Annotated in this window: 13 protein-coding genes, 1 pseudogene and 1 riboswitch; of the genes and pseudogenes, 7 read left to right on the top strand and 7 right to left on the bottom strand. The window is 72.9% G+C overall.

The genetic code is table 11. The features are described 5' to 3' along the window. Nucleotides 1–277: 277 nt before the first annotated feature. The 4 genes from ACQPXD_RS47325 to ACQPXD_RS47310 are packed head-to-tail and all read left to right on the top strand — an operon-like array spanning nucleotide 278 to nucleotide 5,945. Nucleotides 278–3,463, top strand: coding sequence for an FtsK/SpoIIIE domain-containing protein (locus ACQPXD_RS47325; protein ID WP_432830220.1), 3,186 nt, complete (start codon nucleotides 278–280; stop codon nucleotides 3,461–3,463). 15 nt (nucleotides 3,464–3,478) lie between these two features. After that, nucleotides 3,479–4,372 (top strand): GTPase Era, encoded by an 894-nt coding sequence (gene era / locus ACQPXD_RS47320; protein WP_432830218.1) that lies wholly within the window; start codon nucleotides 3,479–3,481, stop codon nucleotides 4,370–4,372. Further along, a complete protein-coding gene (gene recO, locus ACQPXD_RS47315; protein ID WP_432830216.1) occupies nucleotides 4,372–5,154 on the top strand; it encodes a DNA repair protein RecO in 783 nt (260 codons plus the stop codon). The genes era and recO overlap by 1 nt, the downstream gene beginning before the upstream one ends. Further along, nucleotides 5,151–5,945 carry an isoprenyl transferase gene (locus ACQPXD_RS47310; protein ID WP_432830214.1) on the top strand — a complete coding sequence of 265 codons (795 nt, stop codon included), beginning with the start codon at nucleotides 5,151–5,153 and terminating at the stop codon, nucleotides 5,943–5,945. The genes recO and ACQPXD_RS47310 overlap by 4 nt, the downstream gene beginning before the upstream one ends. Nucleotides 5,946–5,949: 4 nt before the next feature. Here ACQPXD_RS47310 and ACQPXD_RS47305 read toward each other — a convergent pair whose 3' ends face one another. Then, on the bottom strand, nucleotides 5,950–6,393 hold the full coding sequence (locus ACQPXD_RS47305) for a winged helix-turn-helix transcriptional regulator (RefSeq protein ID WP_432830212.1): 444 nt from the start codon (nucleotides 6,391–6,393) through the stop codon (nucleotides 5,950–5,952). Nucleotides 6,394–6,513: 120 nt separating this feature from the next. Between ACQPXD_RS47305 and ACQPXD_RS47300 the strand changes: the two genes are divergently transcribed. Then, nucleotides 6,514–7,380 (top strand): aldo/keto reductase family oxidoreductase, encoded by an 867-nt coding sequence (locus tag ACQPXD_RS47300; protein WP_432830210.1) that lies wholly within the window; start codon nucleotides 6,514–6,516, stop codon nucleotides 7,378–7,380. Between the two features lie 322 nt (nucleotides 7,381–7,702). On the opposite strand, the gene ACQPXD_RS47295 is transcribed toward ACQPXD_RS47300, so the two are convergent. The 5 genes from ACQPXD_RS47295 to ACQPXD_RS47275 all read right to left on the bottom strand — a co-directional run bounded on the left by ACQPXD_RS47295 (nucleotide 7,703) and on the right by ACQPXD_RS47275 (nucleotide 12,487). After that, on the bottom strand, nucleotides 7,703–8,089 hold the full coding sequence (locus ACQPXD_RS47295; RefSeq protein ID WP_432830209.1) for a hypothetical protein: 387 nt from the start codon (nucleotides 8,087–8,089) through the stop codon (nucleotides 7,703–7,705). Further along, nucleotides 8,086–9,804, bottom strand: a complete 1,719-nt coding sequence (locus ACQPXD_RS47290) for a PHP domain-containing protein (protein ID WP_432830207.1) — start codon at nucleotides 9,802–9,804, stop codon at nucleotides 8,086–8,088. Before ACQPXD_RS47290 ends, ACQPXD_RS47295 begins: the two co-directional genes overlap by 4 nt. A gap of 78 nt (nucleotides 9,805–9,882) precedes the next feature. Continuing rightward, entirely contained in the window at nucleotides 9,883–10,593 is a 711-nt protein-coding gene (locus ACQPXD_RS47285) for an energy-coupling factor transporter transmembrane component T family protein (RefSeq protein ID WP_432830205.1), read from the bottom strand. Then, nucleotides 10,590–11,918, bottom strand: a complete 1,329-nt coding sequence (locus tag ACQPXD_RS47280) for an ABC transporter ATP-binding protein (protein ID WP_432844216.1) — start codon at nucleotides 11,916–11,918, stop codon at nucleotides 10,590–10,592. Before ACQPXD_RS47280 ends, ACQPXD_RS47285 begins: the two co-directional genes overlap by 4 nt. After that, entirely contained in the window at nucleotides 11,915–12,487 is a 573-nt protein-coding gene (locus ACQPXD_RS47275) for an ECF transporter S component (RefSeq protein ID WP_432830203.1), read from the bottom strand. The genes ACQPXD_RS47280 and ACQPXD_RS47275 overlap by 4 nt, the downstream gene beginning before the upstream one ends. A gap of 80 nt (nucleotides 12,488–12,567) precedes the next feature. Then, nucleotides 12,568–12,678, bottom strand: a riboswitch (TPP riboswitch). Between the two features lie 52 nt (nucleotides 12,679–12,730). Between ACQPXD_RS47275 and ACQPXD_RS47270 the strand changes: the two genes are divergently transcribed. Next, nucleotides 12,731–13,558, top strand: a complete 828-nt coding sequence (locus ACQPXD_RS47270; RefSeq protein ID WP_432830201.1) for an alpha/beta fold hydrolase — start codon at nucleotides 12,731–12,733, stop codon at nucleotides 13,556–13,558. A 273-nt stretch (nucleotides 13,559–13,831) separates the two neighbouring features. Next, a complete protein-coding gene (locus ACQPXD_RS47265) occupies nucleotides 13,832–15,739 on the top strand; it encodes an acyl-CoA dehydrogenase family protein (protein ID WP_432830199.1) in 1,908 nt (635 codons plus the stop codon). Nucleotides 15,740–16,285: 546 nt separating this feature from the next. Here ACQPXD_RS47265 and ACQPXD_RS47260 read toward each other — a convergent pair. Beyond that, nucleotides 16,286–17,214 (bottom strand): annotated as a pseudogene (locus ACQPXD_RS47260) (IS5 family transposase). Between the last annotated feature and the right edge of the window lie 9 nt (nucleotides 17,215–17,223).

The following is a 17,223-nucleotide window of genomic DNA, read 5'->3' as shown; positions in this document are numbered from 1 at the left end:
GGCCGCCGAGGCCCTGCTGCGGCTGGGACACGACCGCGCGGACCCGCCGGCCGCCTGAGCCGACTCGCACCGTCAGGGTTGACCAGGGTAACCGACGCGCCGTTCCGCCCGTTTTATGAGCGTATAGCACGAAATCCTGGCGCGCGTCGATGCGATCCACCCGGCCTTGCGGAGCTTACTGTCGAGGGCGGAGCCCTGCAGAGCGTCCGCCCCGCCACCAGGCTTTCTGGAAGACCGACGACGGATCGATGCTGCGCGGGAAGAAGGGGGCCGGCCGATGGACCTGCTGATCGACGTGCGAGTGGCGAGGCGAGACTCGACCGCGACGCTGGATCGCACGGTCCGGCTGCGGGCCGACCCGGGCGGGAGCGTGGCCGACCTGGTCCCGGCCCTGCTGGGGCTGCTCGACCCGGCGGACCGGCCACAGCAGACGACCTGGGCCTGGCTGGTGCGCACCGGCCGCCGGCTGGACCCGGCCCGCCCGCTCGGCGACCAGGGGCTGCGCTGCGGCGACGCGATCCTGCTCGCCCCGCCCGAGCAGCGCCCCGAGCGGCCGGCACGGGCCGAGGGGCACCGGTTCGAGCTGCTGGTCGTGGCCGGGCCGGACGCGGGGATCTGGCTGCCGCTGCCGCCCGGCGAGTTCGTGATCGGCACCGACCCGGCGAGCGACCTGGTCCTCACCGACGCCACGGCCGGGCGGCGCCACCTGCACCTGGGCATCGGCAGCCACGAGGTGGCCGCCACCGACCTGCGCTCCCCGGCCGGCACCCGGCTGGACGGCGAGCCGCTGACCGGCACGGCCACCCTGGCCGGCGGGCAGTTGCTGCGCCTCGGGGCGACCCTGGTCACGGTCGAGGAGGTGCCGGCGGACTCCCCGGCGCCCAAGGGTCCGCCGCCGGCGGTCTGGCTTCCGGTGGTACCGCAGCCGCCAAAACGACGCCGCCTGGCGCTGCGGCGGCGGGGCGTCGATCCGGCCGCGGAGTTCGCCGCGGCCATGGACCGGGCCGAGGCCGACGCGGCGATCAAGCATCGGGCCGTGGTGCAGGCGCGGCGGGCCGAGATGCCCAGCGTCGCCCACCTGGCCCGGGCCGCCGACCGGCAGGAGAAGCCGGCCCGCCGCCCCGACGACCGGGACTTCCTGACGCTGCGGGTGGCCACCGCCGACCAGCCCAGCCGGCTGCGCTTCGAGCAGGCGGCGACGACCGGCGACTTCGACCCCGGGCACACCGAGCGGATCGCCGCGCTGCGCGGCCGCTATGCCGTGGATCCCGATGTACCGGTGGAGGCTGACCTGCGGGCGCTCGGCGCCCTCGGCGCGATTGGTGACCCGCAGGCGCGCCGCGCGGTGCTGCGCTCCTGGATCGTGCAGCTGGCCACCCTGGCCGCCCCGGCCGACCTGGCGCTGGTGGTGCTCACCACGCCCGAGGAGACCGAGCACTGGGCGTGGACCGGCTGGCTGCCGCACACCCGCACTTTGACCGCGGCGTTCGCGCCGGGCGCCCGCACGGTGGCCGCCCAGGACGACGACCGGCGCCGGGTGCTGGCCCTGGTCGAGGCGCTGCTGCGGCAGCGGCGGCTGGGCCGGCACGCGATCGCCGAGCAGTTCGCCCCGCACGTGGTGGTGGTGCTTCCGGACCCCGATTCGGTACCGCCGGAGTCGCTGGCCCGGCTCGTCGAGGACGGGCCCCGGGGCGGCATCAGCCTGCTCACCGGCGCGGAGACGGCGGCCGGGCTGCCGCCGGGGGTGGTGGCGCCGGACGCCGAGGGCATCGGCGCGGCGGTCGCCGACCGGGTCGCGCACGCCCTGGCCGCGACCCGCGACGCGGCGGGCGGCGCGGCGCCCCGGACGGCGGCGCTGGGCGAGGTGCTCAAGCTCGGCGGCGACCCGGCCCCGAGCGCGATCGTGAAGCGCTGGGTGCCGGCCACCCGCGACCGCGGCCTGGCCGCCCCGATCGGCCTGGGCGGCACCGGCCCGGTCGTGGTGGACCTGCGCCGCGACGGGCCCAACGGGATCATCGCCGGCGCACCGGGCTCGGGCCGCTCGTGGCTGCTGCGCTCCTACCTGGCCGCGCTGGCCGCCACCTACCCGGCGAACCGGCTCACGTTCGTGCTGGTGGACCCGCAGGGCGACACGTTCGGCGACTGCGTGCGGCTGCCGCACACGGTCGGGGTGTTCCGCGGCGACGACGCCTACCGGGCCCGCCGCGTCCTGCTGTCGCTGGGCGCCGAGGTCCGCCGCCGGGAGGGGATCCTGCGCCGGCACTCGGTGCGCGACATCGTGGAGATGGAGCGGCGGCACCCGGCCGCGGCCCCGGCGAACCTGCTCGTCGTCGTGGCCGAGCTCACCACGGCGCCGCCGGACTTCGTCACCGGGCTGCGGGAACTGGCCCGGCGGGGCCGCAACGCCGGGGTACACCTCCTGTTGTCAACGGCGCACCCGCACGGCGCGGTGGACGACGACCTGCGCGCGGAGGCGCCGCTGCGCATCGCGCTGCGGGTGGACAGCGAGCAGGACAGCCTGGAGGTGCTGGAGCGCCCGGACGCGGCGCACCTGTCGCCGCTGCTGCCGGGCCGGGCGTTCGTCCGCGCGGGGGCGGCCGACGCGGAGGCGGTCCAGATCGCCTACGGCGGCGCCTGCTCGCCGGCCGACCGGGCCGCCGGCCCGACGCTGGTGACCGAGTGGCACTTCGAGTCGGGCCTGCACGCGCCGGTCGCCACGACGGCGGCGTCGCTCGCGCCGGCCGACTGCGACGTCACCGACCTGCGGCGGCTCGTCGACGCCGTCTGCGCCGCGCACCGCGAGGCCCGCGTCCCGGACCAGCCGCGCGCCTGGCACCCGCCGCTCGCCGCAACGTACGACTTGTCCGAGCTGTCCGATCAATCGGACACCACGGCGTTCGCCGCGCCGATCGGCATGGTCGACCTGCCGAACTCGCAAGCGGTGCAGGTGTGGCCGCTCGACCTCGACGAGCTGGGGCACCTGCTGGTCTACGGCCCGGTCGGGGCCGGCAAGACGACGCTGCTGGACACGATCGCGGCGTCGTTCGGGCGCCGGTACGACGGTGCGGCGCTGCGCGTCTACCGCGTGGACGGCAGCGACGCGCCGGCCGCGGAGGCGCTGCTGGAGACGATCGCCGGCCTGGTCGCCGAGCGCGCCGCGCTGGCCGAGCACGACGGGGCCCGGGTGCTGGTGCTGGTCGACGGCCACGACCCGGTGCTCAACGACGCCCTGACCGCGCTGGCGGCCGGCGGCCGGCCGGTCGGCGTGCACCTGGTGCTGGCCACCGAGCAGCGCAGCGCGGTGCCGACGTCGCTGTCGCGGCTGATGCCGGGCCGGATCGTGCTGCGCTCGGCGGGCCGGGGGCTGGTCGAGGGTACCGTGGAGCTCCAGGTGGCCACGGCCGCCCCGGCGAAGGCCACAACTCCTTCACAGCGCCCCCGCCAATTGCGACTGGAAGTCTGAGTACCCTGAAACATCGTGCAGACCACTGGTGACTATCGCGCGGGCTTCGCCTGCTTCGTCGGCCGCCCGAACGCCGGCAAGTCGACGCTGACCAACACGATCGTCGGCCAGAAGATCGCGATCACCTCCCCGAAACCGCAGACCACCCGGCACACGATCCGCGGCGTGGTGCACCGGCCCGACGCGCAGCTGGTGCTCGTCGACACGCCGGGCCTGCACCGGCCCCGCACGCTGCTCGGCGAGCGGCTCAACGACCTGGTCCGCGCCACATGGAGCGAGGTCGACGTGATCGGGCTGTGCCTGCCCGCCGACGAGCCGATCGGGCGCGGCGACCGGTTCATCAGCGGCGAGATCGCCGAGCTCAAGGCGACCCTGGTCGCGGTGGTGACGAAGACCGACCTGGTGGACCGCGGCACTCTCGCCGAGCGCCTGGTGGCCGTGCAGGAGCTGGGCGAGTTCGCCGACATCGTGCCGGTCAGCGCCGTGTCCGGCGCGCAGGTGGAGACGCTCGTCGACGTCATGATCGGGCACCTGCCGCGCTCGCCGCAGCTGTATCCGGACGGCATGCTCACCGACGAGCCCGAGCAGGTGCTGATGGCGGAGCTCATCCGCGAGGCGGCCCTGGACGGCGTCCGCGACGAGCTGCCGCATTCGATCGCCGTTCTGGTGGAGGAGGTACTTCCCGAAGAGAGCGGCCTGACCCGCGTCTACGCCGACATCTACGTGGAGCGCCCGAGCCAGAAGGCGATCGTGATCGGCCACCAGGGCGGCCGGCTCAAGCAGGTCGGCACCCGGGCCCGCCGCGAGATCGAAGACCTGCTCGGCGGCCGGGTCTATCTCGACCTGCACGTCCGGGTGGCCAAGGACTGGCAGCGCGACCCGAAGCAGCTGCGCCGCCTGGGCTTCTGATGTCCGGGGCGGCCGGCTTCCGCGGGAAGCTCTACCGGGACGACGCCGTGGTGCTGCGGGTGCAGAAGCTCGGCGAGTCCGACCGGATCGTCACCCTGTTCACCCGCAACCACGGCCGCGTCCGCGCGGTCGCGAAGGGCGTGCGGCGCACCACGTCGAAGTTCGGCGGCCGGCTGGAGCCGTTCGGCCACGTCGACGTGCAGCTGCTGGAGGGGCGCAGCCTCGACGTGATCAGCCAGGTGGAGGGGGTCGACCTGTTCGGCCGCCGGTTCCTGGACGACTATCCCCGCTACACGCTGGCCAGCGCGATCGCCGAGACCGCGGAGCGGCTGACGCCGGTGGAGCAGGAGCCGTCGCTGCGGCTGTTCCAGCTGACGCTGGGCGCCCTGCGCGCGCTCGCCGTGGCCGAGCACGCCGGCGGCCTGGTGCTGGACGCGTACCTGCTGCGGGCGATGAGCGTGGCCGGCTGGGCGCCGGCGCTGCGCGAGTGCGCGGTCTGCGGCACCCCGGGCCCGCACCGCGGCTTCTCGGTGCCGGCCGGCGGCGCCGTCTGCCCGGACTGCCGCCCGCCGGGCGCCGCCCATCCGGCGCCGGCGACGCTCGAGCTGATGTCGGCCCTCGCCGAGGGCGACTGGACGATCGCCGACGCCGCCGCGCCGCCCCACCAGCGCGAGGCGAGCGGCCTGGTCGCCGCGCACCTGCAGTGGCACCTGGAGCGCGCGCTGCGCTCGCTGCCGCTGGTCGATCGCGATGCACGCCCCCTGCGAAAGGAACTTCCGTGAGCAACTTCCGCCCGCCGTCGCAGCACTCCAGCGGTGCCCGCCCGCCGGTGCTGCCGAAGGAGACCGTGCCGCAGCACGTGGCGATCATCATGGACGGCAACGGCCGCTGGGCCAAGCAGCGCGGCCTGCCCCGCACCGCCGGCCACACGGCGGGCGAGGCGGCCCTGTTCGACGTGATCGAGGGCGCGCTGGAGCTCGGCGTGAAGTACATCAGCGCCTATGCCTTCTCGACGGAGAACTGGAAGCGTTCCCCGGAGGAGGTGCGCTTCCTGATGAACTTCAACCGCGACACCATCCACCGCCGCCGCGACGAGTTCCACGAGATGGGCATCCGGGTCCGCTGGGCCGGCCGCCGCCCCCGGCTGTGGCGGTCGGTCATCAACGAGCTCGAGCACGCCGAGCAGCTGACCCGCCACAACGACAAGCTGACGTTCACGATGTGCGTCAACTACGGCGGCCGGGCGGAGATCGCCGACGCCGCGGCCCGCATCGCCGCCGACGTGGAGGCGGGCCGGCTCAAGGCGGACCGCGTCTCGGAGAAGACGGTGGCCCGCTACCTGGACGAGCCGGACCTGCCCGACGTGGACCTGCTGGTCCGCAGCTCGGGCGAGATGCGCTGGTCGAACTTCATGATCTGGCAGGCGGCCTACGCCGAGTTCGTCTCCATCGACACCCTGTGGCCCGACTTCGACCGCCGCCACCTCTGGTACGCCTGCGAGGTCTACGCCAAGCGCGACCGCCGCTTCGGCGGCGCCATCCCCAACCCGGTCGTCCCCACCCTCACCACCTGACCGCTCAGGCGGCGTGGCCGTCGTAGGCCGCGCGGTTGGCGAGCACGTCGTCCATGTGCGTTTCGGCCCAGGACTTCAGGCCGTGCATCAACTGGTGCAGGGAGAGGCCGAGGTCGGTCAGCTCGTAGCTGACCGTGACGGGCACCGTCGGCACCACGGTGCGGGTGATCAGGCCGTCGCGTTCCAGGGCGCGCAGCGTCTGCGTCAGCATCTTCTGGCTGACCCCGGCCAGCCGGCGCGACAGCTCCGAATACCGCATCGACCGGGGCTCACCGGCGCAGTCGGCGCCGAACCGATGCGAGCCGTCGCTGCGCAGCGCGGCCAGCACCAGCGTGACCCACTTGTCGGCGATGCGGTCGAGCAGCCGGCGACTCGGGCATTGCGCCAGGAAAGCGTCATACTCCACCTTGGCCTGTGCCCGCTGCTGCGCCGCCGTCGTCGTCGCCATCGAACCGCCCCTTCCAGCTCCTGGTGCGTTACGCACCTGCGGGTGCCTACTTCCCGTGAGGAAGTTACCCCCTGATAGTGGAGCAGGCATCCGCGACACACGAAAGCCAGAGGTATGAGCATGGCCTCCACTTCCCTGCCCGGCGGCACCTGGACACTGGGAGACCTGACCGTCACCCGCTTCGGCTACGGCGCCATGCAGCTCGCCGGCCCCTGGGTCATGGGACCGCCGGCCGACCACGACGGCGCACTGGCCGTCCTCCGCGAAGCCGTCGAGCTCGGCATCACCCACATCGACACCGCCGACGCCTACGGGCCGCACGTCACCAACCGGCTGATCCGGGAGGCGCTGCACCCGTACCCCGAGTCGCTGCACATCGTCACCAAGGTCGGCGCGAACCGCGACGCGCAGGGCGGCTGGCCCCCGGCCCGCGACCCGGAAAGCCTGCGCCGGGCCGTGCACGAGAACCTCGAGCACCTCGGTCTCGACGCGCTCGACCTGGTCAACCTCCGGCTCGGCAACGCCGAGGGACCCCAGCCCGGCTCGGTCGCCGAGGCGTTCGGGACGCTCGTCGAACTCCAGCGGCAGGGCCTGATCCGCCACCTCGGCGTGAGCAACGCGACGCCGGAGCAGGTCGCCGAGGCGCAGACGATCGCGCCGATCGTCTGCGTGCAGAACATGTACAACCTCGCGCACCGCCACGACGACGAGCTGATCGACGCGCTCGCCGCCCAGGGCATCGCCTACGTGCCGTTCTTCCCGCTCGGCGGCTTCAGCCCGCTGCAGTCCTCGGCGCTGTCGAGCGTGGCCGCCCGGCTGGCGGCCACCCCGATGTCGGTCGCCCTGGCCTGGCTGCTGCGGCGCTCGCCGAACATCCTGCTGATCCCTGGCACCTCGTCCACGACCCACCTGCGCGAAAACCTCGCGGGCGCGGGACTCTCCCTCTCCGACGACGACCACGCCGAGCTGGACAAGATCGGCCGCTAGCCTGGGCCGGCGATCGCGCCCCGCAGCCACAGCGTCGATCTTGACACGGGCGCTCCGGTCGGCATTATTCTTCCGCGATCATGCACTTGAGCCGTCCACTGGCCGGGATCCGCATGATCCCGGAGCCAAAGCGCCGCTATGCGAGCGGTTTCACTCCACGATCATGGCGATCCCGCCATTCGGGACGCTCTTCTGCATGATCGCGGAGAGAAAACATCGCTTTGGTCGCAATGATCACGTGGGCTTCCACGGTGGTGTGAACCGCGGCGCAGCGGTTGGGGCCCGCCGTGGTTGGCGGGCCCCGGGGCGGTGAGCGGACGGGTCAGTGGTCGGTGCAGCAGGGGCGGTTGGCCGGCGGCTCGAAGGGGACCAGCACGCCGTTGCGGGCGAACTGGGTCACCAGGGTCAGCACGCCGGCGCGCCAGATGGGGCGGACGAAGTCGCGCGTGTCGACGAGCATTTCCGGCACCGCGACCATGCCGCCCAGGATCACGACCCGGTCGATCGCCGAGCCGGCCACGATGGCCGAGACGGCGAGCGTGCCCTTGAGTCGCTCCGCGCCCTCGAACAGTACCTGGCGGGCGCCCTCCGGGGGCGGGTCCGCCTCGGCGCCGACGGCGACCTGGCCGGCGTCGAAGTACGTGAACGCGGGGCGGCCGGCCGTCAGGATGTGATGGTCAGCCGCCTGGACGTCGGTGAACCTGGTCACCGCGGGTAGACGAAGATCGGGTTCGCGTAGAACCAGAGGTCCTTCCACGGGTCGGCGTCGCCGAGCACGTCGATCGCCGGGCCGGTCGGGTCGATCGCCGCGCCCAGGAAGCCGGGGGCGGTGCGGTTGCCGTCGGTGCCGCGCAGGCGGACGTAGAACGGCTGGTCGGCCACGCCCAGGTCGTAGGTGAACGACACGGTGCCGGTCGACTTGTTCACCTCGAAGCTCTGCACGACCTTGGTGTTCGGGGCTTGGAACGTGTCCTTGTTCGACGCCGCTCCGGTCACGTCGCCGCGGATGACGTCGACGCGCGACAGGGTCGGCACGAAGTTCGCCCAGTTGGCCCGGTTGGCCAGGTTGATCTTGATGACCAGCTCGGCGCGCTGGCCGCGGCGCAGCACCAGCGCGTCGCCGAGGGTGACGCCGAACGGGGTGCCCTTGACGCGCACCTGCACGTCGAGGTCGCTGATCAGGCCGCCGTGGTCGACCCACACCCGGCCGGCGCGCAGGCCGTCCATGACCGCGGCGTAGCTGAAGTTGCCCGCGCCGACGTGGGTCCGGCTGTAGAAGCCGGGCCAGAAGTCGCCCGCGGTGAGGTTGGCCGGCTGCCCGTACACCGGGTCGAAGTGGTACCCGTTGGTGGCGAAGTCGGTGTTGTCCGGGCGCTTCGCCGTCTCCTCGAAGACGACGTGCGAGTCCGAGTTGGCGGTGATCCACCAGGTCTTGCCCTCCGCCAGCAGGCTGTCCCAGAGCCCGCCGACGGTCGAGGTCATCCAGTCGAAACCGCCCCAGGTGCGGTAGCTCTCCAGCGGGTAGCCGGGGAACGAGTTGGCGTTCGGGGCGTTCTCGTAGAAGCCGCGGCCGGCGCCGCCGCCGTTGGGCTTGGCGAAGCCCGCGGCCTGGTGGCCCGGCGCGCCCTCGAAGCCGATCGCGATCTTCGGGTTGGCGTCGCGCCAGCCGCGGATCTCGTGCGGCGAGTCGATGCCGTTGCGGGCCGGGTGGTTGGCCAGGAACAGCGCGTCCTGCACCCGCCGCTTGGTGACCTGGTCGCCGAGGAACTTGATGCCGGCGATGGCCAGCGCCTCGGTCACGTTGGCCGGGTTGACCGCGCCCTGCACCGAGCCGTCGAACGTGTTCTCGAACTCCTTGAGCACGGCGACCTCGTTGGCACCGGGGTGCACGAAGACGGTGCCGTGCTCGGCGGCCGGGATGTTCCACTCCAGGCCCTGGAAGACGAGCATGTCCTTGTAGTCCTCGCGCGCCTGGCGGATCTGCGGGTTGACCCGCTCGACGCCGATCTTGGCGTGCTGGACGGTGCCGTGGTCGGTGATGACCATCCAGTCCAGCCCGTAGGCGGAGGCGTGCTTGACGTGGTCGTCCGGCCGGTACATGGCGTCGCTGCTGTACTGGGTGTGGATGTGGTGGTCGCCGGCGAGCCACTTGTAGCTGTTGAACACCGGGCGGCCGTGACCGTGGCGGTCGAAGCCGTCGAAGTCGTGGTCGTGATCGTCCCCGTGCGCGTGGGCGACACCCGCGTTGGCCAGCGCGCCGCCCGCGGCGGCGGCCGCGCCCAGCAGGCCGGCGCGGCGCAGGAAACCGCGGCGGGAGACGTCGGCGGGGGAGAGCTCGCTGTCCGGGATGGACGCGTCGAGCACGGCGGGGACGTCGCCGGTGGTCTGCGGCATGTCCTCGTGGTGGTGGTGGCCGTGGCCCATGAAGTCTCCGTTTCGGCAGTCGGTGGTCCCTCACCGGCGAATCTCGACCGCCAGAACGAACAACAGGTAGCGATATAGCTATGCGTGCGCGAACTTCAGCATGATCACGGCGGCCGCCAGGGCCAGGCCGGCGAACGCTACGAACGCATCGGACCAGCCGAAATGGGTTTCGCGGGCGATGGTGCGCGGGCCGTCCCGGTCGAACCCGCGCGCCTCCATCGCCGTCGCCAGCCGGATCCCGCGCCGGATCGCGGCGACCAGCAGCCCGAAGAGCGTGGAGAAGAGCCCCCGGTGGGTACCGCGGGCCCGCCGGGCCAGCCTGATCAGGCGGTACTCCCCGGCCAGCAGCGGCGCCAGCCGGAGCGCGGCCAGCGCCCCGATCGCGAAGCGCGGCGGCACCCGCAGGTGCGCCACCAGGGAGTCGGCCAGGTCGGTCGGGTCGATGGTGGCGAACACCACGAACCCGGGCAGGCCCAGGGCGAGCAGCCGTAGCCCGTAGCCGACCGCGTTGGCCCGCACGTCGAGGCCGGCCACGTGGGCGAGCACCGGCGCGTCGCGGGAGCCGAGCAGCACGGTGAACGCGAAGACACCGGCCGCCGAGACCAGGATCGGCCAGCCGCGCCGCCACAGCGTGCCGGGGGAGAGGCCGGTCAGCGGCAGCGCACAGCACAGTACCGCGATCACGGTCAGCATCGCCAAGGGATCGAGCGTGGTCACCACGGCCGCGGTGACCAGCAGCGCCGCGAGCAGCTTCGCGGTCGCGTCCCGGCGCGCGAGCCAGGTGGTCATCGCGTCAGCCTCAGGCGGCGGTCGCCGATCGCGGCGACCAGCTGCGGGTCGTGCGTGACCAGCACCAGCGCCCGGCCCTCGTCGCGCAGGTCGGCCAGCAGCGTGACCAGCTCCCGCCAGGTGCGCAGGTCCTGGCCGAACGTCGGCTCGTCCAGCACCAGCACCTGCGGCGCGGCGGCCAGGGCGGTGGCGACGCTGAGCCGGCGCTGCTCGCCGCCGGAGAGCGTGAACGGGTTGGCCAGGGCCAGCCGGTCCAGGTAGAGCCGCTCCAGCAGCCCGTCGACCACGGCCGGCGCGGCGCCGCCCAGCGCCAGCTCGGCCCGCACCGTGTCGGTCACGAACTGATGCTCCGGATTCTGGAACACCGAGCCGATCCGCCGGGCCAGCCGGGCCGCCCGCCAGCGGTGCGGCGGGCGGCCCGCGTCGCGCCCGGCCAGCGCCGGCGAGGCCACCACCCGGCCGCCGGTCGGCCTGGTCAGCCCGCCGAGCAGCAGCGCCAGGGTGGTCTTGCCGGCGCCGTTGGGGCCCTCGACGGCGAGCGCCTGCCCCCGCAGTACCACATCATCGATCTTGTTCTTGGTGTGTCGAAGCTCGAGCGCCTCGGCGGTGAGCAGCGCCTCGCCGGGCGGCCCGGGAGCCCTGCGCTCCGGCAGCGGGGCGCCCGGCGCCCACACCGCGCCGGGATGATCCCCGATGACGACCGTCCGGTCCACCAGGGCCAGGGCCTCGTCCACCCGGTGCTCGACCAGGACCATCGTCGCGTCCAGGTCCTGCAGCGCCTTCGCGATCGCGGTACGGACCAGGTGCGCGCCCTCCGGATCGAGGTTCGCCGTCGGCTCGTCGAGCAGCAGCAGCCCCGGGCGCAGCGCGACGACCCCGGCGATCGCCAGCCGCTGCTGCTCGCCGCCGGACAGCGCCGCGGTGTCGCGGTCGCGGCCGTAGGGGAAACCCACCGCGGCCAGCGCCGCGTCGACCCGCGGCCAGATCTCCGCGCGCGGCACACCCCGGTTCTCCAGGCCGAACGCGACGTCGTCGCCGGCCCGGCTCATCACCAGCTGGGTCTGCGGGTCCTGGAAGACGATGCCCGTCTCGCCGCGCAGCCCCTGGGCCGGGCGGCCGTCGATGAGGATCTCGCCCTCCTGCTCGCCGGAGTCCTCGGCCAGCAGGCCGGCGAGCGCGGCGAGCAGCGTGCTCTTGCCCGCGCCCGAGGCGCCCTGCAGCAGCACCCGCTCGCCGTGCTCGATGCGCAGGTCGAGGTGGCGCAGCGCCCAGGCCTTGCGCCCGGCGTGGCGCCACCCGAAGCCGCGCAGCTCGACCGTGCTCAGACGGCGACCCGCTCCCGGCCGGACGGGAACCGGTCCAGCACGCCGGTCTTCGACAGCGCCCGCTGCAGCGCCCAGCTGCCCGCGCCGGCGATCACCGCGCCGCTGAGCACCACCAGCGCCGCGTACGTCCACTTCTGGCCGGTGGTGAAGACGTCGCTGTAGTAGGTGCTCAGGTCGAACAGCGTCGCACCGGCGCCGGCCAGGCCGCCCGCGATCAGGGCATTGCCGAGCTTGTACGAGCGGTAGCCGGTCGCGGCGAAGCCGAACTCGCCGCCGATGCCCTGGACCAGGCCGGAGACGATGACGCTGAGCCCCCACGCGGAGCCGAACAGCGCCGACACGATCGCCGCGACGAGCTCGGTGAACAGCCCGGCGCCGGGCTTGCGGATGACCAGCGGGCCGAGCACCGCCGGCACCAGCCACACCCCGTAGATGACCGCCCGCCAGGGCAGGGCGAAGCCGTTCTCCAGCGCCGTCCACAGGTTGTTCCACGCGTAGAAGACGCCGGCGAAGGCGACGGCGATGATCGAGGCCACGACGATGTCGACGGTGCGCCAACGGGTCTGCATTGCTTGGTACCTCCCAGTTCGCAGGTGAACCAGAAGGAGACGCGACACCACGCCGCGCGACCCGCGCGGACGTGGTGGCTGGCGTGAGGTGACCGAGCTCCCTGCGCTGGCATTACCCAGATCAGGTTCGAGGGTCTGCGGCGCCATCGGCGGCCGCACTCTCAGCGCTGTGCGCTCCCCTGTCGGATGTGAAGTTGTTTCCCGACGGTAACAGCGAACGACGCCGGCTCGTAGTCTCAGGTCATGAAAATCACGGCGCGCTCGCTGACCTTCGACGTCGTCGCGGACGGCCCGGCCCGCGGCGAGCCGGTCCTGCTGCTGCACGGCTTCCCCCAGCACAGCGGCGAGTGGGTCCGGGTGGCGCCGTACCTGCACGCGGCGGGCCTGCGCACCTACGCCCTCGACCAGCGCGGCACCTCGCCGGGCGCCCGGCCCGAGGCGGTCGAGGACTACCGGATCACCGAGTGCGCCCTCGACGTCGTCGCCGTCCTCGACGAGCTGGATCTTTCGGCGGTACACCTGGTAGGCCACGACTGGGGCGCGATCTGCGCCTGGCACGTCGCCCTGCGCCATCCCGAGCGGGTCCGCACCCTCACCGCGGTCTCGGTGCCCCACCCGCTCGCGACCGCGTACGCCTACGCGACCGATCCGGACCAGCAGGAGCGTTCGGCGTACATCAAACTCTTCAGAGAGGCGGGGAAGGCCGAGGAGGTGCTCCTCGCCGACGACGCCCGGCGGCTGCGGCGGCTCTTCGACGGCTCCGGACTGGACGACGCGCGGGTCGGCGCCTACGTGCGGCCGCTGCTGGTGCCGGGCGCGCTGACCGCGGCGCTGAACTGGTACCGCGCGATGAACCGCCGCGACCTCGAGGGCCTCGGCCCGGCCACGATGCCCACCACCTACGTGTGGAGCGACGGCGACGTGGCCATCGGCCCCACGGCGGCCCGCGCCTGCGCGGAACACGTGGCGGCCGACTACCGGTTCGTCCCCCTGGCCGGCGTCAGCCACTGGATTCCCGACCAGGCGCCGGCCGAGGTCGCCGCCGCGATCGTCGCCCGCGGTCGCGCCTGAGGCCGTTGGCTCTCAGCGCTGCGGCCGTTCGGTCCGAAAAGTCGGGCGTTGGGTGCTGCGACCGTTCGGTCCGAAAAGTCGGGCGCTCCGCACCACGATCGTCGCCGGCTGTCGCGCCTGAGGCCGTTGGTCCGAAAAGTCGGGCGCTCCGCGCCACGACTTTTCGGATTTATACCCTGACAGGAGAAAAATCCGTTTCATCGAGTGCGGGCTTAACAGCGGCTACCGGCGGGTAATAACCTGGATCAGAGGCCCGTCTACCAGGGGGTGGCCATGGTTTCCACGTCGGTGCGCGCCGAGCGTGAGGCGCGCAAGGTCATCGAGGAGAACCGCGAGACCGAGTGGCGCAAGCCCAGCTTCGGCAAGGAGCTCTTCCTGGGCCGGCTCCGCCTCGATCTCATCGACCCGCTGCCCGAGCTCGACCCGGCCGCCGAGGCGCGCGGCACCGAGTTCCGGGCCAAGCTGGCCGCGTACCTGTCCGCCGAGGTCGACGGCCAGCAGATCGAGCGGGACGCCTACGTCCCGGACGAGGTCCTGCGCTCGCTCGGCGAGCTGGGCGCCTTCGGGATGAAGATCGACGAGAAGTACGGCGGGCTGGGCCTGACCAACCTGGACTACTGCCGCGCGCTGATGCTCGTCGGCTCGGTCAGCCCGGCCATCGGCGCACTGCTGTCCGCACACCAGTCCATCGGCGTCCCGCAGCCGCTGAAGCTGGTCGGCAACGAGGAGCAGAAGCGCCGCTTCCTGCCCCGGCTCGCCGGCGGCGAGGTGTCCGCGTTCCTGCTCACCGAGCCGGAGGTGGGCTCCTACCCGGCGAATCTGCGCACCTCTGCGGTACCGACGCCGGAAGGTGACTATCTGCTCAACGGCGTGAAGCTGTGGGCCACCAACGGCACCCTGGCCACGCTGTTCGTGGTCATGGCACTGGTACCCAAGAGCGAAGGCCATCGCGGCGGCATCACCGCCTTCGTGGTCGAGGGCGACGCACCCGGCGTCACGATCGAGCGACGCAACGCCTTCATGGGCCTGCGCGGCCTGGAGAACTCCGTCACCCGCTTCCACGACGTGCGCGTGCACGCCGCCAACGTCATCGGCGGCGAGGGCCAGGGTCTGCGCATCGCGCTCAGCACGCTCAACACCGGCCGGCTGTCGCTGCCCGCGATGTGCGTCGGCGCCGGCAAGTGGTGCCTCGGCGCGGCCCGCGAGTGGGCCGCCGAGCGGGTCCAGATGGGCAAGCCGATCGGCGCCTACGAGGCGATCGCGAAGAAGATCGCGTTCATCGCCGGATCGACCTACGGCATGGAGGCGATGCTGGAGGTGTCCTGCCGCCTGGCCGACGACAACCGCAACGACATCCGCATCGAGGCCGCCCTGGTCAAGCTCTACGCCAGCGAACTGGCCTGGAAGATCGCCGACGAGCTGGTGCAGATCCGCGGCGGCCGCGGCTACGAGACCGCCGACTCCCTCGCCGCCCGCGGCGAGCGCGCGGTCCCGGCCGAGCAGATCCTGCGCGACCTGCGGATCAACCGCATCTTCGAGGGCTCGACCGAGATCATGCACCTGGCCATCGCCCGCGAGGCCGTCGACGCCCACCTCTCCGTCGCCGGCGACATCATCGACCCGGAGGCCAACCTCACCCGCAAGGCCAAGGCGGCCGGCCGGGCCGGCGGCTTCTACGCCAAGTGGCTGCCGACCCTGGTGGCCGGCAAGGGCCAGCTGCCCGGCGGCTACCAGGAGTTCGGCCCGCTCGCCGCGCACGTGCGCTACGTCGAACGGGCCTCCCGCCGGCTGGCCCGCGAGACGTTCTACGGGATGGCCCGCTGGCAGGGCAAACTCGAGCACAAGCAGGGGTTCCTCGGCCGGGTCGTGGACATCGCCGCGGAACTGTTCGCGATGGCGGCGGCCTGCGTCAAGGCGCGCACCGAGCGGCCGGAGCGACCGGAGGGCATCGAGCTGGCCGACCTGTTCTGCCGGCAGGCGACCCTGCGGGCCGAGGCGCTGTTCCGCCAGCTGTGGGACAACGCCGACTCCGTCGAGGCGTCCGCGGCCAAGCGGGTGCTGTCCGGCCGGTACCGTTCGCTGGAGGACGGCATCGTGCCGGCGACCACGGACGGCCCGTCGACGGCCCCGTGGTCACCGGGCCCGTCCACCACCCCGGACGTCCGCCGACGACTGGTCTGATTACGGTGCGTGATGGGGTCGTGCGCGGGTTTGTTGGGTGATGCTAGGGTGCAGGAATCTGCTGGGCGCACCACCGAGGTCCGCACGGCTACCGAATTCCGCAGGCGTCGACCTGATCGCCAGCGCCGGCCCCGCCACTGGTCGCATCTAGTCCACCGCACTGGCCCGCCGGTCCGCGCGTCTGGCTGGTCTCGGGTCCGCGCGTTGGCCGGTCCGCAGTCATCGCGTTGGCTGGGTCCGCGCGTTGGCTGGGTCCGCGCGTTGGCTGGGTCCGCGCGTTGGCTGGGTCCGCGCGTTGGCTGGGTCCGCGCGTTGGCTGGGTCCGCGCGTTGGCTGGGTCCGCGCGTTGGCTGGGTCCGCGCGTTGGCTGGGTCCGCGCGTTGGCTGGGTCCGCGCGTTGGCTGGGTCCGGCGGGCTCGCGCGAAGCGCGGCGGAGGGCCGGCACGACCGGCGGGCCGGCGGTGCGCTGCGGTGATTGAGCGGTCCGCGCATTGGCCGGTTTTGGTCATCGCGTTGGCTGGGCTAGCGGTCATCGCGTTGGCTGGGCTAGGCCGTGTCTCGTGGATCTGCGGCGAGGTCGCGAAGCCAGATTTTGATGGTGGCGATGTCGATGGCCGCGAGGTACATGAAGGCTCTCTTGTCGTAACGGGTGGCTACGGCGCGGAACTGTTTGAGTTTGCTGACCGCGCGTTCGACGGTGTTGCGTTCCTTGTAGCGTTCGGTGTCGAACGCTGGTGGCCGTCCGCCGGCGGCGCCGCGTTTGCGGCGGTTGGCCTGCTGGTCGGCGCGTTCGGGGATGGTCGCGGCGATGCGGCGGCGGCGCAGGTCGGCGCGGATCGCGCGGATGGAGTAGGCCTTGTCGCCCAGGATGCGGGCGGGCCGGGTCCTGGGCCGGCCGCGGCGGCGGGGGATGCGGATGCCGGCCATCACCGCTGGGTAGCCGATGCGGTCGTGGCGTTGCCCGGCGGTGATGGTGCGGCTGACGGGTCGGCTGCGGCGGTCGGCGGCCAGGTGCAGCTTGGTGCTGAATCCTCCCCGGGACCGGCCCAGGGCTTCGGGTTCAGCGGCCTGTTCGGGGATGGTCGCCGCTACGGTTTTGACCGGCCGGCCGGCGGCTGGTCGGCTGGTGGCTGGTGGCGGGCGCCGGCGGCGTGCTGGTGGGCGCGCACGACCGTGCTGTCGATGCCGAGGGTCCAGTCGTCGCCGTCGTCGAGGTCGGTGTCCAGGCGGAGCCGTTCGGCGATGCGTTGCCAGGTGCCGTCCAGTGCCCAGCGGCGTTTGCGCTGGTAGATGGTCTTCCAGTTGCCGAATCGGGCGGGGAGGTCCCGCCACGGGATGCCGGTGCGTTCGCGGAACAGGATGCCGCTGATCACGGTGCGGTGGTCCCGCCACCGCCCGCCGCGTGGTGGGTCGGCGGGCAGCAGCGGGTGGAGCAGTTCCCATTCGGCGTCGGTGAGTTCGAATCGGGCAGTCATAGCGTCCGA

The sequence above is a fragment of the Dactylosporangium sp. CA-092794 genome (genome assembly GCF_050948465.1).
GTDB lineage: Bacteria > Actinomycetota > Actinomycetes > Mycobacteriales > Micromonosporaceae > Dactylosporangium.
Note: the sequence above shows the minus strand (reverse complement) of the source record. Positions and strands in the feature narration are given on the sequence as shown.